At 63.7% G+C, this 21,615-nt stretch carries 19 protein-coding genes; 14 read left to right on the top strand and 5 right to left on the bottom strand.

Annotated elements, in window-relative coordinates; genetic code table 11:
- The first annotated feature begins 5 nt into the window (after window positions 1-5).
- Window positions 6-620 carry a histidine phosphatase family protein gene (locus CN673_RS05240; protein ID WP_099865200.1) on the top strand — a complete coding sequence of 205 codons (615 nt, stop codon included), beginning with the start codon at window positions 6-8 and terminating at the stop codon, window positions 618-620.
- Here CN673_RS05240 and CN673_RS05245 read toward each other — a convergent pair.
- A complete protein-coding gene (locus CN673_RS05245) occupies window positions 613-879 on the bottom strand; it encodes a DUF1344 domain-containing protein (protein ID WP_099865604.1) in 267 nt (88 codons plus the stop codon). The genes CN673_RS05240 and CN673_RS05245 overlap by 8 nt on opposite strands.
- 288 nt (window positions 880-1,167) lie before the next feature.
- On the opposite strand from CN673_RS05245, the gene aroC reads away from it, so the two are divergent.
- From aroC to CN673_RS05270, 5 genes are all read left to right on the top strand, one after another.
- Window positions 1,168-2,280 (top strand): chorismate synthase, encoded by a 1,113-nt coding sequence (aroC, locus tag CN673_RS05250; protein ID WP_099865201.1) that lies wholly within the window; start codon window positions 1,168-1,170, stop codon window positions 2,278-2,280.
- A gap of 54 nt (window positions 2,281-2,334) precedes the next feature.
- Window positions 2,335-3,441: a 3,4-dihydroxy-2-butanone-4-phosphate synthase gene (gene ribB / locus CN673_RS05255; protein WP_099865202.1), complete on the top strand. Its 1,107-nt coding sequence runs from the start codon at window positions 2,335-2,337 to the stop codon at window positions 3,439-3,441.
- Window positions 3,442-3,460: 19 nt separating this feature from the next.
- Window positions 3,461-4,387: a histone deacetylase family protein gene (locus tag CN673_RS05260; RefSeq protein WP_099865203.1), complete on the top strand. Its 927-nt coding sequence runs from the start codon at window positions 3,461-3,463 to the stop codon at window positions 4,385-4,387.
- A gap of 2 nt (window positions 4,388-4,389) precedes the next feature.
- Complete coding sequence (locus tag CN673_RS05265) at window positions 4,390-4,647, top strand: exodeoxyribonuclease VII small subunit (RefSeq protein ID WP_099865204.1); 258 nt, start codon at window positions 4,390-4,392, stop codon at window positions 4,645-4,647.
- A gap of 76 nt (window positions 4,648-4,723) precedes the next feature.
- A complete protein-coding gene (locus tag CN673_RS05270; protein WP_099865205.1) occupies window positions 4,724-5,884 on the top strand; it encodes a helix-turn-helix transcriptional regulator in 1,161 nt (386 codons plus the stop codon).
- Window positions 5,885-5,893: 9 nt separating this feature from the next.
- Here the strand turns inward: CN673_RS05270 and CN673_RS05275 are convergent, their stop codons facing one another.
- On the bottom strand, window positions 5,894-7,423 hold the full coding sequence (locus tag CN673_RS05275) for a putative bifunctional diguanylate cyclase/phosphodiesterase (protein ID WP_099865206.1): 1,530 nt from the start codon (window positions 7,421-7,423) through the stop codon (window positions 5,894-5,896).
- Between the two features lie 438 nt (window positions 7,424-7,861).
- Between CN673_RS05275 and dxs the strand changes: the two genes are divergently transcribed.
- A complete protein-coding gene (gene dxs / locus CN673_RS05280; RefSeq protein ID WP_099865605.1) occupies window positions 7,862-9,796 on the top strand; it encodes a 1-deoxy-D-xylulose-5-phosphate synthase in 1,935 nt (644 codons plus the stop codon).
- A gap of 2 nt (window positions 9,797-9,798) precedes the next feature.
- Here the strand turns inward: dxs and CN673_RS05285 are convergent, their stop codons facing one another.
- Window positions 9,799-10,845 carry a sensor histidine kinase gene (locus CN673_RS05285; RefSeq protein ID WP_099865207.1) on the bottom strand — a complete coding sequence of 349 codons (1,047 nt, stop codon included), beginning with the start codon at window positions 10,843-10,845 and terminating at the stop codon, window positions 9,799-9,801.
- A gap of 178 nt (window positions 10,846-11,023) precedes the next feature.
- On the opposite strand from CN673_RS05285, the gene CN673_RS05290 reads away from it, so the two are divergent.
- The 3 genes from CN673_RS05290 to CN673_RS05300 are packed head-to-tail and all read left to right on the top strand — an operon-like array spanning window position 11,024 to window position 14,809.
- Window positions 11,024-11,809: a TlyA family RNA methyltransferase gene (locus tag CN673_RS05290; RefSeq protein ID WP_099865208.1), complete on the top strand. Its 786-nt coding sequence runs from the start codon at window positions 11,024-11,026 to the stop codon at window positions 11,807-11,809.
- Window positions 11,806-13,056: a class I SAM-dependent RNA methyltransferase gene (locus tag CN673_RS05295; protein WP_099865209.1), complete on the top strand. Its 1,251-nt coding sequence runs from the start codon at window positions 11,806-11,808 to the stop codon at window positions 13,054-13,056. Before CN673_RS05290 ends, CN673_RS05295 begins: the two co-directional genes overlap by 4 nt.
- 25 nt (window positions 13,057-13,081) lie before the next feature.
- On the top strand, window positions 13,082-14,809 hold the full coding sequence (locus CN673_RS05300) for a mechanosensitive ion channel family protein (RefSeq protein WP_157928808.1): 1,728 nt from the start codon (window positions 13,082-13,084) through the stop codon (window positions 14,807-14,809).
- Window positions 14,810-14,827: 18 nt separating this feature from the next.
- Here the strand turns inward: CN673_RS05300 and CN673_RS05305 are convergent, their stop codons facing one another.
- Together CN673_RS05305 and CN673_RS05310 are read right to left on the bottom strand one after the other, a co-directional pair.
- Entirely contained in the window at window positions 14,828-15,589 is a 762-nt protein-coding gene (locus CN673_RS05305) for a crotonase/enoyl-CoA hydratase family protein (protein WP_099865211.1), read from the bottom strand.
- Between the two features lie 15 nt (window positions 15,590-15,604).
- A complete protein-coding gene (locus CN673_RS05310) occupies window positions 15,605-17,386 on the bottom strand; it encodes an acyl-CoA dehydrogenase family protein (RefSeq protein WP_099865606.1) in 1,782 nt (593 codons plus the stop codon).
- Window positions 17,387-17,570: 184 nt separating this feature from the next.
- Between CN673_RS05310 and CN673_RS05315 the strand changes: the two genes are divergently transcribed.
- The 4 genes from CN673_RS05315 to CN673_RS05330 all read left to right on the top strand — a co-directional run bounded on the left by CN673_RS05315 (window position 17,571) and on the right by CN673_RS05330 (window position 21,497).
- Window positions 17,571-18,542 (top strand): L-threonylcarbamoyladenylate synthase, encoded by a 972-nt coding sequence (locus CN673_RS05315; protein WP_099865212.1) that lies wholly within the window; start codon window positions 17,571-17,573, stop codon window positions 18,540-18,542.
- Window positions 18,543-18,592: 50 nt separating this feature from the next.
- Window positions 18,593-20,056, top strand: a complete 1,464-nt coding sequence (locus CN673_RS05320) for an FAD-binding oxidoreductase (protein ID WP_099865213.1) — start codon at window positions 18,593-18,595, stop codon at window positions 20,054-20,056.
- A gap of 170 nt (window positions 20,057-20,226) precedes the next feature.
- Window positions 20,227-20,808: a DUF6101 family protein gene (locus CN673_RS05325; RefSeq protein WP_099865214.1), complete on the top strand. Its 582-nt coding sequence runs from the start codon at window positions 20,227-20,229 to the stop codon at window positions 20,806-20,808.
- 47 nt (window positions 20,809-20,855) lie between these two features.
- Window positions 20,856-21,497, top strand: a complete 642-nt coding sequence (locus tag CN673_RS05330; protein ID WP_157928809.1) for a hypothetical protein — start codon at window positions 20,856-20,858, stop codon at window positions 21,495-21,497.
- Window positions 21,498-21,615: the final 118 nt, after the last annotated feature.

Here is a 21,615-nt window from a genome sequence, read left to right on the forward strand (position 1 = left end):
GAACGGTGCTGATCTACGCCATTCGACACGGACAGACCGACTGGAACGTGGAAGGCCGCCTGCAGGGCGCCAGGGACGTGCCGCTGAACGCGCATGGGCAGCGGCAGGCGCGCGACAACGGGCGCCTGCTCGCTCGACTTGCCGGCGCGTCCATCGACGATTTCGATTTCGTCGCCAGCCCGCTCGGACGCACGCGCCATACGATGGAGATCATCCGCGGCGAACTCGGTCTCGATCCTCACGACTACCGCACGGACCAACGGCTGATCGAGGTCTGCTTCGGCGATTGGGAAGGACGCACGCTCGCCGAGATTGATGCCGACACACCCGGTCTTGTCGCCGCGCGCGATCGCGATAAGTGGTTCTACCGCCCTCCGGGCGCGTCCGCTGAGAACTACGAGATGCTTTCCAAGCGCGTCGCGGGATGGCTGGAGACCGTTCAAACGCCCACGGTCTGCGTCTGTCACGGCGGCGTCCTGCGCGCGCTGTTTCGAATCGTCGGCGGCCACGAGCCGAATGACGCGGCCCTTTTGCCGGCGCATCAGGACAGCATCGTGCGCATTGCGGAAGGCCGTATCGGCTGGGTTGAAGACAAACCGCCCGGCGGCGACGTCAGTTGATCACCTCGAGGTCGAAGACCCGGCGCTTGCCGTCCTCTTCCACGTAGTAGACATAGACGAGCGTGCCCTCGCTCAGACCTTCCAGGTCGAACTCGCCCGGCAGCATGTAGATGTTGCCGTCGTCGAGCGCCAGATGCTCGCCGCGCGGGTCGATCGAGGCGATTCGCGCCTCCACGCCGGCATTTCGCGCTTCGGCGAACGCGGCCAGCGGCGCGATCAGGCTGCTCGTCAGCAGCAACGCAGTGAGAACGAAACGCATCTGAACGTTCCTCGCATGGGAATCGCGGTTTTCGGTATCCTCCAGATGCATCCCGCATTGTGGCGGAAATGGTCTTCTTCCACGGCATTTTGGCGCCGCGCCATCACGCGTTGCAACAGCATGTTTCAATCCGGCCCGGCAGTCCGCGCAATCGCTGCGTCGTCGGCCGTTCGCTGTTGTGGATCGAGCGCTCTAGCCAAACCGATCCAATCCTGACATTTACGGCGCGCCTTGCCTGGTCTAGAGCAGGCATCCAGTCCTCTCCACGCGAGCGCTACGACCAAGACCATGTCACACAACACATTCGGCCATCTTTTCCGCGTGACGACCTGGGGCGAAAGCCACGGTCCCGCGCTTGGCTGCATCATCGACGGCTGCCCACCCGGTATCCGCTTTACGCAGGCCGAACTTCAGCATTGGCTGGACAAACGCAAGCCGGGACAGTCACGCTTCGTCACGCAGCGCCGGGAAGACGATCTCGTCAAGATCCTGTCGGGTGTGATGCCCGAAGACGATGGGTTCACCTTCACGACGACCGGCACGCCGATTTCTCTGATGATCGAGAACACCGATCAGCGCTCGAAGGACTATTCGGAGATCGCGCGGCGTTACCGGCCGGGCCATGCCGACTACAGCTACGACGTGAAGTACGGCGTTCGCGATTATCGCGGCGGCGGACGCTCATCGGCCCGCGAGACGGCCGCCCGCGTCGCCGCGGGCGGCATCGCTCGCAAGGTCGTGCCCGCCATGACCGTGCGCGCCGCGCTGGTGCAGATCGGCGACAAGCCGATCAACCGCCAGAACTGGGATTGGGAGAGCGTCGGCAACAACCCGTTCTTCGCGCCCGACCCGGAGATCGTGCCGTTCTGGGAGGCCTATCTGGACGAAATTCGGAAGGCGGGTTCGTCCGTCGGGGCGATCGTGGAGGTCGTGGCCGAGGGTGTCCCCGCCGGTCTCGGCGCACCGATCTATGCCAAGCTCGATCAGGACATCTGCGCCAATCTCATGTCGATCAACGCGGTCAAGGGCGTTGAAATCGGGAACGGGTTCGAGGCCGCGCGCATCAGTGGCGAGGAGAACGCCGACGAGATGCGGATTGCGCCGGATGGCACACCCATGTTTCTGTCCAACAATGCCGGCGGCGTCCTCGGCGGCATCTCGACCGGGCAACCGGTCGTCGCCCGGTTCGCCGTCAAGCCCACCTCGTCGATCCTGACGGAACGCCGCAGCGTCGATGCGGACGGAAACGAAGTGGATGTGCGCACCAAGGGTCGCCACGATCCCTGCGTCGGTATCCGGGCCGTGCCGATCGGTGAAGCCATGCTCGCCTGCACGATCGCGGACCACTATCTGCGCGACCGAGGACAGACAGGGAAGGAACGGATAGCCAGCGGCGAATAGCGACGCCGGCCACTTCGATCGCTATGTCGCAATTCGCCACGCGCTGAGGAATTCATGCCATACAACCAAAAAACCGTCGTCGACGCCATTCGGGCGTTCGAAGCAGGCGAAATCGTCGTCGTCACCGATGACGACGGACGTGAGAACGAAGGCGACCTGATCGTCGCCGCAGTTCATTGCACGCCCGAAAAGATGGCGTTCATCGTGCGCCACACGTCGGGGATCGTCTGCACGCCGATGCCACGCGAGGAAGCGCGCCGGCTCAATCTGGCACCGATGGTTGCCGAGAACGACGCCCCGCACGCGACGGCCTTCACCGTCTCGGTCGACTACAAGCATGGAACGACGACAGGCATCTCGGCGGAGGATCGCACCTTGACGGCGCGCAATCTCGCCAACCCCAATGCCGGCGCGGTCGACTTCGTGCGGCCCGGCCACATCTTTCCGCTTGTCGCACGCGAGGGCGGCGTCCTCATGCGCTCGGGCCACACCGAAGCAGCCGTCGACCTTTGCCGTCTCGCCGACCTGCCGCCGATCGGCGTGATCTGCGAACTCGTCAACGATGACGGCACGGTCATGCGCGGTCCCGATGTGGCCGCCTTTGCCAACCAGCACAGCCTCAAGCAGGTGTCGGTCGCCGACCTCATCGCCTATCGTCAGCGCAAGGAAACGCTGGTCAAGCTCAACGCGACCTTCCCGGTGGATACGCCGCACGGGCGCGCCACCGCCTATTCCTATTCGCTTCCATGGGACCCGATGCATCATCTGGCTGTCGTCTTCGGCGACATTCGCGATGGACAGGACATTCCGGTCAGGCTTCAGGCGGAATCGGTCGGTGACGATGTCTTCGGACGGCAGCGTCCGCTCGATCTCTATATGGAACGCATCGCGCAACACGGACGCGGCGTCGTCGTCTATCTTCGCGAAGGCTCCGTCGGCGTCGGCCATCAGGACAGCGGACGCGAGCATCTGAGCGAGGACCAGGAGGCGCATGCGGAAGCAAAACAACGCGAGAGCGAGTGGCTTGAAATCGGCCTCGGCGCCCAGATCCTGAAGGATCTCGGCATCACGTCGATCCGGCTCATGGCCTCGCGCGAGCGGCACTATGTCGGGCTGGAAGGGTTCGGCATCGCCATCACGGAAACGGAAATCTGCCCTTGAGCGGGCAGGAGAGGACATCATGTCTACCCGCCTCTATTCGCATACGGTCTATCTGGAGCACCTGACGCCGCCGGGACATCCAGAGCGCGCTGACAGGCTGCGCGCGCTCGAACTGGCGCTCGAACACGAGAACTTCAGGGCACTCGACCGGGTGCAATCACCGATCGCGCCGGAAGAAGCGGTGCTGATGGCCCATCCCGAGGCTTACCTCGAACGCGTGCGCGCCGCGATCCCCACGGAAGGCCGCAGCGAGATCGATGCCGACACGCATGTCAGCCCGAAAAGCCTCGAGGCAGCGCTGGCGGGCGTCGGCGCGGCGATGGCCGGCATCGACGATGTCTTTTCCGGCCGCGCCGACAACGTCTTCGTCGCCTCGCGGCCGCCGGGCCACCACGCCGAGCACAATCGGGCGATGGGATTTTGCCTGTTCAACAACGCTGCGATCGCCGCGCGTCACGCGCAGCGCACCTATGGCGTGGAACGCGTCGCGATCATCGATTGGGATGTCCACCATGGCAACGGCACACAGGACATCTTCTGGGACGACCCTACCGTTCTCTACCTCTCGACGCACCAGATGCCGCTTTACCCCGGCACCGGGGCCAAGGACGAAACGGGCGCCGGCAACATCGTCAATGCGCCGCTCGCCCCGGACACGGCCGGCGATCATTTCCGCGAAGCTTTCCGCTCCCGCATCCTGCCGGCGCTGGAAGATGCGATGCCGGACCTGATCATCATATCGGCGGGCTTCGATGCTCATCACCGCGACCCGCTGGCACAGATCAACCTCGTCGCGGACGATTTCGATTGGGCGACCGGCAAACTCATGGACCTCGCGGAGCGCCATGCCGGCCACCGCATCGTCAGCCTGCTGGAAGGTGGATACGACCTTGTCGGCCTGGCTGAATCGGCCGCCGTCCACATCCAGAGACTGATGAAAGGCTGACCATGAACACGACCCCGGAGACCCGGCCAGACATTGCCACGCTGTCTTTTGAACAGGCGCTTGCCGAACTGGAGCGCATCGTCAGCGATCTGGAACGCGGAGACGTACCGCTCGACCGTTCCATCGAAATCTATGAGCGGGGCGAAGCGCTGAAGAAGCATTGCGAAAAGCTGCTGAAAGCGGCAGAGGACAGAATCGAGAAAATCCGTCTGGACCGCAATGGACAACCGGTCGGCACAGAGCCGCTGGACGAAAACTGATTGTCGAAAAGACAACCTTCGCGCTTCAATTTTTCGTGAACACACCGTACTCTTTGGCCAAAGAGGGGCCAAGGAGATGTCGAAATCGCTGCAAGAGCACGACATAGACTTCATTTCCAACGTTTATCGGTCGGTTGCCGAAGGAAATGGCATTGAACCGGTCCTCGCCGCTTATACGCGGCGCTTCCCCGACATCAGGTTCAGCTGGCAGGCGAGCCTGCTCGAAGACAATCGATATTTCGCGTTCCGCACGTTCAACTACGACGAGCGGGCGCTGGCCGACTATCTGCCGATCGCGCATCTCAACATCATGCCCGCCCTTGGCGCCCGCTTTCCGCAAGAGCGCGTCATCCGCTCGGAAGAGTTCCTGACGCCGGACGAATACAGGCGGACCGACATTTACAATCTCTTCCTGCGTCACCGGGACAATCTGTCCTCCTCGATGGGGCTCTTCGCCTACCGTACGAGCGAGCACGCGGCGCTGTTCACGGTGGATGTTCCGGCCCGCTACAGCGACAGGGATCGCGCCGCGCTCGACGCTTCGCTGGCTGCCATCCATCCGCATCTGCGCCAGAGCTTCGCGCTGATGAAGGAACTCGACTTGAAGCGGAGCCGCCGTTCCGGAACGCAGTTCTGGATCGATACCCTGCCCAGCGCGGCCTTCATCGTCTCGCGGCAAGGACAAATATCCAAGATGAACGCGGCTGCGGCGAAACTGCTGGAGACGCGCTGCGGCCTTTCTTTGACATGCCGGGCGACATTTTCCTTCGCGTCCCACGATCAGCGCGCGGCGATCGAAGGGGCTCTGCGCCAGAGCTTGTCGACCCATAGCGCAAGTGGTCCGTTCGCGGTACCCGCGCCCAAGCCGCACCGGATCTGCGGCTATTGCATCACCCTGCCCCGGGACACGCAGATCGACCCGGTCCTCAGTTATTTCCGATCGGGCGAGGCCGATACGCTGCTGGTCCTCATCGACGCCTCCGAGCTTCTCCAAAGTCCGAGCGACGACATTGCCCGCACGCTCGGCATCACGATGGCGGAGGCGCGAGTCGTCAGCCAGCTCTGCCAGGGTGGGGACCTTAGGCAAGCCGCGGAAACGCTTGGCGTCAGTTATCACACCGCGCGGGCGCAGCTGTCGGCCGCGGCCGAAAAGCTTGGCGTTCAGCGCCAAACCGAACTGGTCGCACTCGCCATCAGCGCCTCCAGCCGCTTCCCGGCCGGCGCGGCTCACCCGTAGCGACGAAGATCAGGCGGAAAGCGCCTGCGGGTCGCCCTTCGCTGCGGGCAATGTCGCGGCGGCGGCGGCGAGCGGCACGGGACGGCTGATGAAAAAGCCCTGGAAGCGATCGCAGCCAGCGGCCTTCGCCAACTGCAGGTCCTGCGCCGTTTCCACGCCTTCGGCGACGATCGTTATGCCCCTCAATCGGCCGACTTCCGCCAATGCCGAGACGAGAACCTGTGCGACGCGGTCGCTACCGAGATTGCAGATATAGCTTCTGTCGATCTTGATCGCGTCGATCGGAAGCGTCTTCAGGTAGTTGAACCCGCAATGTCCGGTCCCGAAATCGTCGAGCGCGATGCGAAAGCCCAACGCTCTCAGGCGATCCAGCCTGTTGACGACATCGTCGGTCGCCTCCGTCGCCACAGTCTCCGTGATCTCGATGACGAAATCAGCCGCTGCACTGCCCGTTTCGCGCAGCACCCGCTCCATCATCGCAACGACGCTGTCGCGCTTCAGCTGCTCTCCCGATATGTTGATGCTGATGCGGCATCCGTCGAACCGGGGCAGATCGCGGCACGCGCGCCGGAAGACCCACTCGCCGAGTTGATCGATCAGCGTCGACGTCTCGGCCACCGGAATGAATTCGCCCGGCGGGATCAAGCCACGCACCGGATGGCGCCACCTGACCAGACCTTCCATGGCACGCGCCACCCCATGCGTATCGACGACCGGCTGATAGTGCAGCTCGAGGTGGTCGAGATAGAGCGCCGCGCGCAATTCGCGCTCCAGATAGCGCACGTGCCGCCGCTCCGACAGCATGACCTCGTCGAACAGCGTAACCCGTCCCCGCCCCGACGTCTTGCTGGCATAGAGCGCCAGGTCGGCATTTTGCGAGAGACCGGCCATGTCGAGTTGACGATCGACCGAGGAAGCCGCACCCACCGAAACGCTCAGCGAAATATCGAAACCTGAATACCGGAACGGGCGTGAGATCAGTGCCAGGAACTTGCGCGCCTGCTCCTCGCACCACGCGAGGCTGCGGTCATTGACGAAGACTGCGAATTCGTCGCCGCCCAGTCGGCCCACCGCACAATCGGGAAAAGCCTGGCGCAGGCAGGCGACGGTGTGGACGAGCGCGGCATCGCCAGCTGCGTGGCCAAGGCTGTCATTGAGTTGCTTGAAGTAATCGATATCGATCAGGAGGAGGCTCGTTGGCGTCTTGGTTGCCCGCTTCAAGGCAATTTCCAGCGTTTCGAGGAAGTGCCGGCGGGTCATTGCCCCCGTTACCGCATCGCTCTGCAGGAGGCGCTGGCGTTCGGCCTCGGCACTGCCGGCCTCCTGCAGGCGCTGATAGATGCCGCGGCGCGCATGATGCAACGTGAACATCGAACCGGCGATCGCTGTCATCGAGAGCAAGGCCGACATCGTGACCGGCGCGGCCGTATGGTCGGACAGCAGGATGGCCCCGCTCGCAGTAATCGCGCCGAAGAGCGACAATTGTGACAGACGGTACGATCGTCGGCTCTGTCTTTGTATTGCAGCAGTCAATCCCATGTCATCACGCCCCAGCTCCGTGCCAGAAACTTGCTAGGCGACAGACGTTAAGGGCCGGTATCCAAAGAATAAATTTGCCTTTCCAAAAGCGAACAGCGTGCGCCTTTCGCCCCTGTTTCAGCCGAAATATGCCATCGTGCGATTGCCAGAGAGCCGATTTCACGCGCCTCGGGGGGTGCAACTTGCGGCGCGAAACGCCATATCCTTGAGAACGTCGTCTCGTCTTCGAAAGCGCAACGCGAGGCGCCGACGTTTGAATGACGTGGCCGGTGTTTCAAGACGGTCCCCGTCAGGAAACCGAAATCGTCTCTTTGCCGGAGCGATCAAACTGGATAAACAGTCCAAAAAATCCGCGGACTCTGTGGCTGGAGCGGGATTGAAGACAGGAATGGCGTGGATAACGGAAAGCACCGCCCGCGCGAATATGAGGCGCGACGCGTGACGCATTCTTCCGCCGACAAGAGACCGGAGACGCCGCTTCTCGACCAGGTCGAGTTTCCCGCCGATCTCAAGAGGATCGACGACCGGCAGATGCCGCAACTCGCCGAGGAACTGCGGGCCGAGATGATCGACGCCGTGTCTGTCACCGGCGGCCATCTCGGTGCGGGCCTTGGTGTCGTGGAACTGACGCTGGCGATCCACAAGGTCTTCGACACGCCTGGCGACCGGCTGATCTTCGACGTCGGGCACCAATGCTACCCGCACAAGATTCTCACCGGCCGGCGTGCGCGCATCCGCACGCTGCGTCAGGAAGACGGCCTGTCCGGTTTCACCAAGCGCGACGAGAGCGAATACGACCCCTTCGGCGCTGCCCACTCCTCCACATCGATTTCGGCCGGGCTCGGTATGGCGGTGGCCAGCGGCCTTCAGGGACAGAAGCGTCATGTCATATCGGTGATCGGTGACGGCGCCCTTTCAGCCGGCATGGCCTATGAGGCGCTCAACAATGCCGGCGCGCTCGATGCGCGGCTGATCGTCATTCTCAACGACAACGACATGTCGATCGCGCGTCCGACCGGCGCGATGAGCGCCTATCTCGCCCGCCTTGCCTCGGGCCGCACCTATATGGGCATCCGCGAATTCGGCAAGAAACTGACGGCCTATCTGGGCAAGAATGTCGACCGGGCGATCACCCGCGCCGTCGAGCACGCGCGCGGCTACGTGACGGGTGGCACCTTGTTCGAGGAAATGGGCTTTTACCACATCGGCCCGATCGACGGGCATTCCTTCGAGCATCTGCTGCCGGTGCTGCGCAACGTGCGCGACAACGGCCAGGGCCCGGTTCTCATTCACGTCGTAACCCAGAAGGGCAAGGGCTACGCGCCAGCCGAGGCGGCGGCCGACAAGTATCATGGCGTTTCGAAGTTCGATGTGATCACCGGCGCCCAGGCCAAGGCAAAGCCGAATGCCCCGAGCTACACCAACGTCTTTGCCGAGGCGCTGATCCGCGAGGCAAGGGAAGACGACCGGGTCGTCGCCGTGACGGCGGCCATGCCGGACGGCACGGGGCTGGCGAAATTCGCCAAGGAGTTCCCCTCGCGCACCTTCGACGTCGGCATTGCCGAGCAGCATGCCGTTACCTTTGCCGCCGGGATGGCGACCGAAGGCATGAAGCCTTTCGCCGCGATCTACTCCACCTTCCTGCAACGCGCCTACGATCAGGTCGTCCATGATGTGGCGATCCAGAAACTGCCCGTGCGCTTTGCCATCGACCGCGCCGGCTTCGTCGGCGCCGATGGTTCGACGCATGCCGGCTCGTTCGACACGACCTATCTCGCGACGCTGCCCGGCTTCGTTGTGATGGCGGCGGCGGACGAGGCAGAGCTCAAACACATGATCCGCACGGCGGCAGCCTATGACGAAGGACCGATCTCGTTCCGCTATCCGCGCGGCGAAGGCGTCGGCATCGAAATGCCCGAGCGTGGCGAACTGCTGACGATCGGCAAGGGTCGCATCGTCAAGCAGGGCAGCCGCATCGCGCTTTTGTCGTTCGGCACACGTCTTGCCGATTGCGTTCTCGCGGCCGAAGACCTCGACGCGGCAGGCCTTTCCACCACGGTCGCCGATGCCCGTTTCGCCAAGCCGCTCGACGAGGACCTCGTTCGCCGGTTGGCCAGCGAGCATGATGTGCTCGTCACTGTTGAGGAAGGCGCCGTCGGCGGCTTCGGCGGCCATGTGCTGCATTTCATGGCCGGTGCAGGATTGCTCGACAACGGCCTCAAGATGCGCTCGCTGACGATGCCCGACATCTTCATGGATCAGGCCAAGCCGGAAGCGATGTACGCCAAGGCCGGGCTTGATCGGCGCGGCATCGTCGACACGGTGTTCGCGGCGCTCGGCACCGAACGGGCTGGCCGCTCGCGCGAGGCCTGACCTTACGCCGTGTCAGCCGCTACCGTGAACCGCAAGGTCGACACGGCGCCATCTTCGTTGCCGAACGCAAAGTCACCGCCGATCTGCTGGGTCAGTGAAAGGACGATGCGCATGCCGAGATTGCGCGACGTATCGGGCGTGAAGCCGTCGGGCCAACCCGGCCCGTCGTCGCTGACGCGCAGGACCACCGTCTCGCGGTTCTCGGCGGTCCGCTTCAGTACGACATGAATCCGGCCCGGCCGGCGATCGGCGAAGGCATGCTCCACCGAATTCGATATGAGCTCGGTCGCGATCAGGCCGAGCGGAACCGCCAGGTGCGACGGCACGGCGATCTCTTCGACATCGGTCGTATAGGTGACATGCCCCGCATCCATCGCCTCGATGATGTCGGGGCCGAGGCCCTTGAGGTAGGTCGCGAATTCGAGCGACTGGCGGGAGGGGTCGTAGAGTTCACGCTGCATGCGCGCGACGAGGTTGACCCGCGTGGCGGCCTGGGCCAGCGCACTGGAAGCTTCGCCCTCCGGCAGGGCGCGCTTTTGCGCATTCAGCAGTGAACTGACGACGGCCAGGTTGTTGGAAACGCGGTGCTGCATTTCCTTGAACAGTACGTCACGCTCTTCGGCATGCCGCCGCGAAACGATCTGCTCCCGGTTGAGACGCTCGAGCGCGACATGCATCCAGTGGATGAGCAGTATGTCGACCGTGATGATGAGGACGTAGAAGCCAAGCGCCACCAGGGCCTGGCCACTCAGCGCAAAGCTGTTGATCGGCGAGATGAAGAAGTACCATGCCGCCAGCCCGCCCAGCGCTCCGGCCAAAAGACCTGGCGCCAGCCCCGCGAAGAACGTCGTCAGAATGACGGCCGGAAAGAAGGTCAGGTAGGGGAAACCGGGCGGCAGGCGCCCTTCCAGCAGATAGCGCACGATGAACGCGATGAGGATGGAGACCACCGCAAGTCCCCAGCGCAACAGCGGTTGCTGGCGAAGGGTCTCGGTGCGAACGAGCACCGCTTGGACGAAACTGATGGACCCGGCCTGCACTGCACTCACTGTTCGTTGGCGCCGCGGCGCGGTGGTGTGTCACTTGCTGGACTTGGCCTATAGACACATGCAATTGCAATGGCTTCTTCCAACGCATCCACGCAATTGCTGCGCATTGTGTGTTTCCTGCCACCGTCGTCACATCTCAGGGCTTGCCAGCGGCGTCACGACCGCCCATAGCCACCTGATGACGCATCCCGGCGACGTTTCAACCCACGACCCCGATGGTCGGTCGGCGCGCAAGCGATTGGACCAGTATCTGGTCGAACTCGGCCACTTCACCAGTCGGTCTCGCGCGCGCGATGCGATCTTGCGCGGCGCGGTGAAGGTCGACGGCGTGCCGGCCAGCAAGCCGGGCCTGCCGACGGCACCCGACGCTGCCGTCACGGTTGACGATCCTGCCATCGACTATGTCTCGCGCGCGGCGCTCAAGCTCGTTGCGGCGCTGGACCACTTCAGGCTCGATGCAGCCGGCCGCGTCGTCCTCGATATCGGTGCCTCGACCGGCGGCTTCACCCAGGTCGCCCTGAGGCGCGGCGCTTGTCATGTCGTCGCCGTCGATGTCGGCCACGGTCAACTTCACCCATCATTGGCCAATGACCCGCAGGTCACATCGATCGAGGGCCTCAACGCGCGCGGACTGGAGCGCCAGCATCTGGGCGGCCGAACCATCGGATGCGTGGTCAGCGACGTCAGTTTCATATCACTCAAGCTTGCTCTGCCGCCGGCCCTTGGCCTTGCCGCGCCGGGCGCATTCTGCGTTTTGCTCGTCAAGCCGCAGTTCGAAGCCGGGCGATCCGCCATCGGCAAGGGCGGCCTTCTGCGCAATCGCGAAGATGGTCCGGCAATCGCCGAGGCACTTTCGATCTGGCTCGGCCAGCAACCTGGATGGCAGTCGCTCGGCTACATCCCTTCGCCTGTCACCGGCGGTGACGGCAATCAGGAGTTTCTCTTGGCTGGAACCAGAACATGAGTGCGGACACTGTCACCATCACGGCGCTGGGCGCTCAAGGCGACGGCGTTGCCAGGATCGGCGGTGGTGCGGTGTTCGTCCCGTTCACCTTGCCGGGCGAAACCGTCTCCATCGCGCAGCACAAGGACCGAGCCGATCTCCTCGCGATCAAGGCGGCAGCGCCGGAGCGGGTTGCACCGCCCTGCCCGCATTTCGGTCCGGATAGCATCAATGGCGCCTGCGGGGGCTGCTCGCTGCAGCATATGGAGCGTGGCGCCTATGAGAACTGGAAACGGAATCTGGTCGTCGCGGCGCTCGCGGAAGCCGGTCTTGCGGCTGAGGTCGCACCGCTGACATCCTGCCTTCCGGGCGCAAGGAGACGCATGACGCTGACTGCGCGGCGCACCGAGAAGGGCATGGTGCTCGGCCTGTCGGAAGCTGGCTCGCATACCATTGTCGCGATCGACGGCTGTCTGGTCGCCGCGCCCGCGATCGCGCAGCGGCTTGGCCATATCGCCAGGATCGCATCCGCTGCCGCCACCGGAACGAGTTCGATGCGGCTGACGGTGCTCGCGACGCCCGTCGGGCTCGACATTGCGATCGAGGGTCCGGTCAAGCTCGGCGATCGCCAGCGCCGCATGCTGATCGAGACCGCGCTTACCATGACCGGCATCGCCCGTGTGGCGATCGGCGGCGAGATCATCGTCGAGCCGGAAAAGCCGCTGGTGCAATTCGGTAAGGCAACCATCCACCCACCACCGGGAAGCTTTCTTCAGGCCAGCGAAGCTGCCGAGGCGGTCATGGCGAACGACGTGATGAAGCATCTCAAGCGCTGCAAGCGCATTGCCGATCTCTTTTGCGGCAGCGGCACGTTCACGCTGCGCCTTGCCGAGCGGGCGATGGTTCATGCAGTGGAGAGCGAACGGGCGGCGCTCGATGCGCTCGACGGTGGCTTTCGCCGGACACCGGGACTCAAGACGGTCACCACCGAGCGGCGCGATCTGTTCCGCAGTCCGCTGATGCCGATGGACCTCAAGCATTTCGACGGCCTCGTCTTCGACCCGCCCCGTGCCGGCGCGCAGGCACAAGCCGCCGAAATCGCGCGCTCTGCGGTCAAGCGAGTCGCGGCCGTCTCCTGCAATCCGGTCACACTGGCGCGCGACCTTGCCACTCTCGTCGCAGGCGGCTACCGGCTCACATTCGTTCGACCGATCGATCAGTTCCTGTGGACGTCTCATGTCGAGGTGGTCGCGCTTCTGGAACGGTGATGTCGAGGCTTCACGGAGACCGCTCATGGCTGACATGTCCTGCCGAAGGCCATCCAGGATGCTGATGCGGCTGTTGATGTGCCTGGCCGTTATCGCGTGCGCCCTGCCCGCACTCGCACAGGAGGGCGACGCTGTCTTCGAAGTCGAGGCCATCAACGAAGGTCTGGCTCAGCCGCCCGATCTCGATCGATCAACGCCACGCGCGGCGATGGAAGGCTTCATCGACAGCGTCGATGCGGAGAACTACCGACAAGCGGCGCACTTTCTCAATCTCAACGACATCGAAGCGGCGCAGCAGGCGGAGCGCGGACCGGAACTCGCCTATCAATTGCACGAGATACTTGAGCGGACCATCCTTATCGATTGGGGTGATCTGCCCGATCGCGCCGACGGGGTCGATGATTTCGCCTCCGCCGACGATGCCTTGGCCGGCCAGCCACGGCGATCCCTTCGCCTCGGTCTCATCGACGTCGACGGCCGACCGACCGAGATCAGGCTCGACCGTTACCAGGCATCCGGTGACGATGCTCTGTGGCTCATCTCCAACCGAACCGTCGGCTACATCCCCGCGCTTTTCGAAGAACATGGCCCGGGACGGGTCGAGCAGGCTCTGCCCAATTCGATCAAGCGAGAAGCGATTGGCGGCGTTCCGATCTGGCAGATGATCGCCGTTCCGCTTTTCATCATCATGGCGACGATTGCCGGCATGGCTGCCTATCGATTGGTCCGACTGCTGGCTCGAACGCTGCGCTCACGACTTGGAAGATTCGGCAGACGGCGCTCGGAGACGAATGACGATCTCGTCGAATTGCCGGGCTGGCGCTGGATTCCCAATATCATGGAGCATACCGCGCTCTCCGTGGCGCTGCTGATCGCCAGCGTTGTGGTCGCCGCCTTTCATGCCGAGTATCTGAGCTTTTCGGGACCGACCAACGTCCTCATGTCGGCCGTCATCACCGTTGCGCTCGTGGTGACGGTTGCCATGGTCTTCCTCAGCGTCATCAATGCGCTGCTCGACATTGTCACGTCGAACTTCGTCGCCGAAATCGCCAATGAGGAAAATTCCGCCTCGCGAGCCCTCTATACGAACATTTCGGTCGCCCGGCGTCTCGTCATTCTGGTCGCGATCATATTCGGCGGCATCGTCATCGTATCGCAGCTCAATCTGTCACAGACGGTGGGCACATCGCTGCTGGCATCGGCCGGCGTGCTTTCGCTGATTTTCGGTTTTGCCGCCCAGTCCGTGCTCGGCAATATTCTTTCCAGCATCCAGATCGCTTTCGCCAAGCCGATCCGGATCGGCGATGCGGTCTCCTTCCGCGGCGACTGGGGCTATGTCGAGGAAATCAATTTCACCTTCGTGCTCATCCGCACCTGGGACAATCGCCGGCTCATCGCCCCTGTACGCGAGTTCGTCAGCGAACCATTCGAAAACTGGTCGATGCGCGATGCCGCCCTGATGGTGCCGGTCGAGATAAAGCTCGATCCGACGGCCGACGTCGCGGCGATCCGCGCCCACTTCGAAGAACTGCTTCGCGAACAGGACGACTGGGACGGTGCGCAAGAGCCGAAAGTCTCGGTCATAGACCAGAATGACCGGGCCATGACCGTGCGGCTCTACGCCTCGGCCAAGGACCCCTCTGCCGCATGGGAACTGCGCTGCGTCATTCTGGAAAAAATCTTCGCGTTCATCCGCCAGCAGGAGGATGGCCGATGGCTGCCCCGCGAACGCGAGGAGAAGGCCGCGCCCTAGGACCGTTTCATCGAGCCGTCACGCCTTGCGGGCCATGAAAGCCTCGAATGCGGCGCGCGCCTCGCTGGATCGAAGCTGCGTCTTGAAGTGCTCGGCTTCCTCGTCGATCCTGGCAACGACGTCGCTCCGATCGCCGCGAACGAGATCGCGCGCGATCTTGAGCGCCTGGGGTGGCTTGGCAGCCAGCGCGGTGGCGGCACCGAGAACGGCGGGTTCCAGTTCCTCCGCCGCGACCACCTTGAAGATGATGCCGGCCGCACACGCGTCCTCGGCCGAAAACGGCAGACCCGCAGCGAGCATGGCGAAGGCGCGCTGATGGCCGGCGATGCGCGGCAAAAGAAGCGTCGAGGCGGCTTCGGGTACAATGGCGAGATCGACGAACGGCGTCCGGAACTGCGCCGCCGGCGTCGCGAACGTCATGTCGCAGTGCAGGTTGAGTGTCGTTCCGATGCCGATCGCCAACCCGTCGACCCCCGACAGAAGCGGCTTTTGCGCCGTCGCCAGCGCCTTGAGAAAATCGATCACCTCGCCGCCGAGCGCACCGCCGCTGGCATAGGTCAGGAAATCCTGCATGTCGTTGCCTGCCGAGAATGCGCCCGGGACACCGAGAAAGACGTGGGCGCGTACGGCGTCGCTGTCATCACCTTCCTTAAGGGCTTTCGTCATCGCGCCGTACATCGCGCGCGTGATCGCGTTCTTCTTGGATGGGCGGTTGAGGCGGATCACCTGGACGCCGGGGGCGGCATCGGGGCGTTCGATCAGGACATCGTCGGTCGTCACTTCACTTCTCCGGGATCATGCGGTCAGGGCGGCGCGGGCGGCAAGCAGACTGTCGGCGCCCTCGGTCACGCGCTCGCGCAAGGCGGAAGCCTCGCCGAGAAGGTTCTCGGCGGCGAAACGGGCCATCGCCGTGCGGGCCGGCGCGTCGTCCTCAGCCAAAAGCGCACCCTTGGCGAGGTAGACCGTCCCGGCGACCAGACCGAACAGGCGCAGATAGGGCTGCGCGCCCGCCAGTGCCTCCTGCTGACGTCCGTCCGCCATCGCCGCGCTCAGCCACCGCGTCGCCTCGTCGAGATCGTCGACCGCTTGATCGAGCCGGGCGCCGGTTCGGCCAAAGCCCTCGCGATTGGAGCGGCTGACGTCTTCTGCGATCGCGCGCAGTTCCGCAATGTAGCCCGCCACCTGACGTCCGCCGGAAAGGGGCAATTTGCGCTGGACCAGATCGATGGCCTGGATGCCGTTGGTGCCTTCGTAGATCGGTGCGATCCGCGCATCGCGCATGAAACGGGCAGCGCCCGTCTCCTCGACATAACCCATGCCGCCATGGACCTGCACCCCGATCGACGCCACCTCGCAGCCGATGTCGGTCGAAAAGGCCTTGGCGACCGGCGTTAGCAGATTGGCCCGCTCCTGCCAGTCGCGCGCGGTGTCCGCGTCGCCGGCCGCGCGGGCCATGTCGATGGCGTGCGCACAGGCATAGCAGATCGCGCGCGCCGCCTCGGTCAGCGCACGCATTGTCAGAAGATTGCGCTGGACGTCCGGATGCTCGATGATCGGGCTCATGCCTTTCCCGTCATGGCCGGCGGCCTTGCCCTGCGCGCGTTCGCCAGCATAGGCCAGCGCCTTCTGGTAGGCCGCATCGGCGACCGCGACGCCCTGGATCCCGACATTGAGGCGGGCGTTGTTCATCATCGTGAACATGCAGGCCAGCCCGCGGTTTTCCTCACCCACCAGCCAGCCTATCGCCCCCGCCTCATCGCCGAACTTGCCGTCGCCATAGATCATCGTGCAGGTCGGGGAACCGTGAATGCCGAGCTTGTGCTCAACGCCGCTGCAAAAGACGTCGTTGCGCGCGCCGAGCGCGCCATCGTCGCCGACCAGAAACTTCGGCACGGCAAAAAGCGAGATGCCGCGCGTGCCGGCCGGCGCGTCCGGCAGGCGGGCCAGCACGAGATGCACGATATTGTCGGTCAGGTCGTGTTCGCCGTAGGTGATGTAGATCTTCTGGCCGAAAATCCGGTAGGCGCCATCGCCGCGCGGTTCGGCACGCGTCTTCAGCGCGTTGAGGTCGGAGCCCGCCTGCGGCTCGGTCAGGTTCATCGTCCCCATCCACTCGCCTGAGACAAGCTTTTCCAGGTAGCGGGCCTTCAATGCATCGTCGCCGTGCTTGTCGATCGCTTCGATGGCGCCCATCGTCAGCAGCGGACCGAGGCCAAAGGCCATGTTGCTCGCGTTCCACATCTCGGCGGTCGCGACCGACAGCATCGTCGGCAGGTCCTGTCCGCCGAACGCTTCCGGGCCGCCAAGGGCATTCCAGCCACCGGCAATCCAGTCGGCATAGAGCTGCTTCCAGCCGGGCGGCATGGTGACGACGCCATCGGCGAGCGGTGTGCCATGGCGGTCTCCGGCTTCGGCCAGAGGCGCCATCTCATCGGACGCGAAGCGGCCGGCCTCCTGAAGGATCGCATCAACCAGATCGTCGCTGAGATCGCCGAGCACGCCGCTCTCGATGGCATCCTCCAGTCCGGCAATCTTTCTGAGCGTGAATGCGATATCCGCCACCGGCGCACGATACATGGCGTCCTCCTCCACCGTTTGGTCAGCATCTTCCTGCGCGATGCCTTGACCAATGATCATGTGCCATCGGTCGATCGGCAAGCCCGGTCGAGTATTTTATTTTTACGTAAACGTCAATAAATTGTGGTGATGCAGCCGCCTCCCTGATGGTGTATGAGCGGCGCGCATTCCCACGAGGACTTTCATGGCAGACATCATTTCGATCGCAACGGACAAGGACCGGGCCCTTCGCCGCGCATGCGAGACGCTGTCGGCAGGCGACGTGATCGGTCTGCCGACAGAGACGGTCTACGGCCTTGCCGGCGATGCGACCAATGGCGTCGCCGTCGCCGCGATCTTCGAGGCAAAGGGCCGGCCGCGTTTCAATCCGCTGATCTGCCACATGGCGTCCATCGACATGGCCCGCCGGTATGTGCGCTTCGACGCCATGTCCGAAAGGCTCGCCGCCGCGTTCTGGCCGGGGCCGCTAACGCTCGTCCTGCCGCTCATCGCGGATTCGGGCATCGCATCGCTGACGACGGCAGGGCTCGACACGCTCGCCGTCAGGGTTCCCAGCGGCTTTTCTCGTGAACTCATCGGTGCTTTCGACCGGCCCCTCGCCGCGCCCAGCGCCAACACGTCGGGCCGGATCAGCCCGACGAGCGCCGCTCATGTCGAGGCAGATATCGGCAGCAAGGTCCCCCTGATCCTTGACGCCGGGCCAGCCCGCGTCGGCCTGGAATCGACCATCGTCAAGGTGGAGGGTCAGAGAGCCGTGCTGCTGCGCCCCGGCGGGGTGGCGGCCGAGGACATCGAAGCGGTGCTTTCCACGCAGCTTGCGCGCACTGAAGGTCCGGCCGCGATCGAGGCACCGGGCATGATGGCGTCGCACTACGCACCGCTCGCGGCCGTCCGGCTCAACGTCGATGCCGTCGCTCAGGATGAGGTTCTGATCGATTTCGCCGACCAGCCGGTCCGAGGCAAGGAAAGGGCCGTGGCCGTCATCGACCTCAGTCCGTCGGGCCGTCTTGGCGAGGCTGCCGCCGGCCTATTCGACGCGATGAAGCGGGCCGATGCGATGGGCGCGGGCAGCATTGCCTTCGCCCCGATCCCCGTCCACGGCCTTGGCGAGGCGATCAATGACCGCATCCGCAGGGCCGCCGCCCCGCGCAGCTGACATGGCTGCAAAGGCTCGACTCGGCGGCAGAGCGGGAATACATCCGAGCCATGAACAAGTCTTCCCCCTCCCCGCTCGCCTCTCCAGACACCATTCTTGATCCGGCCCTGCTCGATCGCTTCGCCGCGATCGTCGGCGATGGCAACGCCTTGCGCGATGACAACGACAAGGCCGCCTATACGCAGGAGCACCGCGGTCTCTACCATGGCGCAACGCCGCTCGTCGTGCGCCCCGGCTGCGTCGAGGAGGTCTGCGCTCTTCTCACGCTGGCCAGCGAAACCGGTACAGCCGTCATCCCGCAAGGCGGCAACACGGGGCTGACCGGCGCACAGGTGCCGCTTACTGACGGACCGGCCGGCATCATCATTTCGATGTCCCGGCTCAACCGCATTCGCTCGATCGATCCGGTCGGCAATACGATGACGGTGGATGCCGGGGTCATATTGCAGAGCGCTCAGGACGCGGCGCGGGAGGCCGATCGCCTGTTTCCGCTTTCGCTTGGCGCAGAGGGCTCCTGCCAGATCGGCGGCAACCTTTCCACCAATGCCGGCGGCACCGCTGTCCTTGCCTACGGCAACATGCGTCAGCTCTGCCTAGGTCTGGAAGTGGTGCTCCCGACGGGAGAGGTCTTCGACGGGCTGAGACGACTGAAGAAGGACAACACGGGCTATGATCTGCGCGATCTCTTCATCGGGGCGGAAGGAACGCTGGGCATCATCACCGGCGCTGTCCTGAAGCTTTTCCCGCGTCCTCGTGGCCGCGAGGTCATGGTCGCCGGCCTTGCCGGCCCGGAGGATGCGCTACGTCTCTTCCGCCGCGCGGACGACCTGTGTGGACCGGCACTCACCGGGTTTGAACTGATGCCGCGCATCGGCGTGGAATTCACCGCCCGGCACATCGAAGGCGTGCGCGATCCGCTCGAGGAACCACATCACTGGTATGTCCTTGCGGAGATATCGTCCGGCCGGTCGGAAGAAGCCGCACGATCGCTCGCCGAAGCGCTGTTCGAGAAGGGCTTTAACGATGGGCTGATCGAGGATGCGGTGCTGGCCCAAAACGAAACGCACCGCGATCAGCTCTGGCACATGCGCGAATCCCTTTCCTGGGCGCAGAAACCGGAAGGCGGTTCGATCAAGCACGATGTCTCCGTACCTGTCGCGTCGATCCCCGAATTCCTCGCGCGCGCCGATGCAGCCGTCCTGAAGGCCATCCCCGGCGCCCGGATTGTCGCATTCGGCCATCTCGGTGATGGCAACATCCACTACAACATCTCCCAGCCGATCGAGGCGGACAAGCAGGCCTTCCTGGCGCGTTGGGGAGAAATGAACGAATGCGTGCATGGCATCGTTCGCGAACTCAGCGGGTCGATATCGGCCGAGCACGGCATCGGCCAGTTGAAGCGCGACGAACTGGCGGCGATCCGCCCGGCAATCGAGATGGACCTGATGCGCAGGATCAAGACGGCCTTTGACCCTGCCGGCATCATGAATCCCGGAAAGGTTCTCAGCATCTGATCATTCCGACTTTGGTAACCATCGGAAACGTCAAGGTTTTTTAACCGCGTCTCTTAAGCGGCCCGGAACCTCGGGCAGCTATCTTCTGTCACACAAGAGGACGCCACGAAGCGTCCCCAAGGGAAGACCGGAAAACCGGCTCTCGAGAGTGCAAACAGAAGGCGTCCGACATGTCCAACACGGTTCTCAAACCGCTCTCCAAACCCGTCTGGGCCGGCCATGAGTTGCGGCTGGATCCCGACCACCTGCCCCAGCAGGTCAGCTATTGCACGCGCAATCAGTCCGGCGAGATCGCCATCACGCTCGACCGCCGCGGCGCGGTGCTCCGCCGCACGCTGCCGGTCAGTGGACTGCCCCTTTCGATCGCCCTGCCCGCCCGCGCATTTTCGGGCGTTGCCGCAAGGGCGATTGATCATGGCGACGGAGACGTGACGGTAACGCTCGAATTGCATCACACGGATCCCGAATTGTGCGTGCCGCTTCTCGTCTCGCACGATCTCGATGACATCGCCGCCGATTGGCGTGCCTGGTCTGCGGCCTATGCGCTGCCGATGATGATGGTGGAAGCCGACGGCATTGCGCGTCCGCTCGGCGCACCGTCGGGTCGGGTCGCGCTCGGCCCTTCGCGGCCACGCCGCCGCTACTCCTTCTTCGCCGACCGGCGTCCGCGCTTTCTCGTTCGCCGCAAGACGGGATCGCTTGGGATCGCGCGACTGGTGATCCGCGGACACGAGATCATCGCTCGGCAGTAAGCGGGTTTCACCCATCCGCAGACCCATTCGACATCGACCGGCCCCTAGTGGCCGGTCTTCGCATTTCAAGTCGATATCACGCACATTTTTCAAAAATTGCTACTTTAGAAATTTGGAACCGAATAGAAGCTGCCTCGTTGTTTGATCACTCCGGCACGCCGGTTGCTTATTGGCGACGCGCTCTAAGACTTGATTCCCTCTATTCAAGTTCATTCATTGATCGTCGACCGTCCATGACGCGGATCGTCTTGATTGTTTCGCGTCGAACTAAGGAGAACGACATGACCAAGACTTTGGCACTTATCACCGCTGCAATGATGGCTTCTGGCAGCGCGCTTGCCGCTCCGAGCATCGCCGACGCATTCGATGCGGACCGCAGCACCGACATCTTGATCCTCGCTCAGTCGATCGATGACGAAACCGACCCGGCGGACGACGACCAGTCACCGGATTCGCAGGTTCTCGAGGAAGGTGAGGACAGCGAGAACGCCGGCGAAATGCAGTCTGGTTCAGCCGATGGTGATGCGGACATTGCCGAAGAAAATGCAGCTGACGAGCAATTCGGCGACTCCGTTCCCGAAATGGAAGGCGACGGCGCTTCGACAAGCGGTCCGGACGGCGCGGAAGTGATCGAAGAAGAAAACGACGCCGACGATCGCTTCGGTGACGAGTCCCCTGAAACCGACTGATTGACGATCTCATTGTGAGATGGGTGGCGGCCAGCGAAAGTTGGCCGCCTTTTTTGTATTCGCGGAACACACCGACGTCGTGACGATCGTCCATCGCTGCCGGCAGGGCGCCGGCGTG

The organism is Neopararhizobium haloflavum, assembly GCF_002750855.1.
Classification (GTDB): Bacteria; Pseudomonadota; Alphaproteobacteria; order Rhizobiales; family Rhizobiaceae; genus Georhizobium; species Georhizobium haloflavum.

What these genes read in the sequence shown, in the direction of transcription:
- CN673_RS05245 (WP_099865604.1), bottom strand. Translation starts at nt 879, where the DNA reads ATGCGTTTCGTTCTCACTGCGTTGCTGCTGACGAGCAGCCTGATCGCG.
- aroC (WP_099865201.1), top strand. Translation starts at nt 1,168, where the DNA reads ATGTCACACAACACATTCGGCCATCTTTTCCGCGTGACGACCTGGGGC.
- ribB (WP_099865202.1), top strand. Translation starts at nt 2,335, where the DNA reads ATGCCATACAACCAAAAAACCGTCGTCGACGCCATTCGGGCGTTCGAA.
- CN673_RS05260 (WP_099865203.1), top strand. Translation starts at nt 3,461, where the DNA reads ATGTCTACCCGCCTCTATTCGCATACGGTCTATCTGGAGCACCTGACG.
- CN673_RS05265 (WP_099865204.1), top strand. Translation starts at nt 4,390, where the DNA reads ATGAACACGACCCCGGAGACCCGGCCAGACATTGCCACGCTGTCTTTT.
- CN673_RS05270 (WP_099865205.1), top strand. Translation starts at nt 4,724, where the DNA reads ATGTCGAAATCGCTGCAAGAGCACGACATAGACTTCATTTCCAACGTT.
- CN673_RS05275 (WP_099865206.1), bottom strand. Translation starts at nt 7,423, where the DNA reads ATGGGATTGACTGCTGCAATACAAAGACAGAGCCGACGATCGTACCGT.
- CN673_RS05290 (WP_099865208.1), top strand. Translation starts at nt 11,024, where the DNA reads ATGACGCATCCCGGCGACGTTTCAACCCACGACCCCGATGGTCGGTCG.
- CN673_RS05295 (WP_099865209.1), top strand. Translation starts at nt 11,806, where the DNA reads ATGAGTGCGGACACTGTCACCATCACGGCGCTGGGCGCTCAAGGCGAC.
- CN673_RS05300 (WP_157928808.1), top strand. Translation starts at nt 13,082, where the DNA reads ATGGCTGACATGTCCTGCCGAAGGCCATCCAGGATGCTGATGCGGCTG.
- CN673_RS05310 (WP_099865606.1), bottom strand. Translation starts at nt 17,386, where the DNA reads ATGTATCGTGCGCCGGTGGCGGATATCGCATTCACGCTCAGAAAGATT.
- CN673_RS05315 (WP_099865212.1), top strand. Translation starts at nt 17,571, where the DNA reads ATGGCAGACATCATTTCGATCGCAACGGACAAGGACCGGGCCCTTCGC.
- CN673_RS05320 (WP_099865213.1), top strand. Translation starts at nt 18,593, where the DNA reads ATGAACAAGTCTTCCCCCTCCCCGCTCGCCTCTCCAGACACCATTCTT.
- CN673_RS05325 (WP_099865214.1), top strand. Translation starts at nt 20,227, where the DNA reads ATGTCCAACACGGTTCTCAAACCGCTCTCCAAACCCGTCTGGGCCGGC.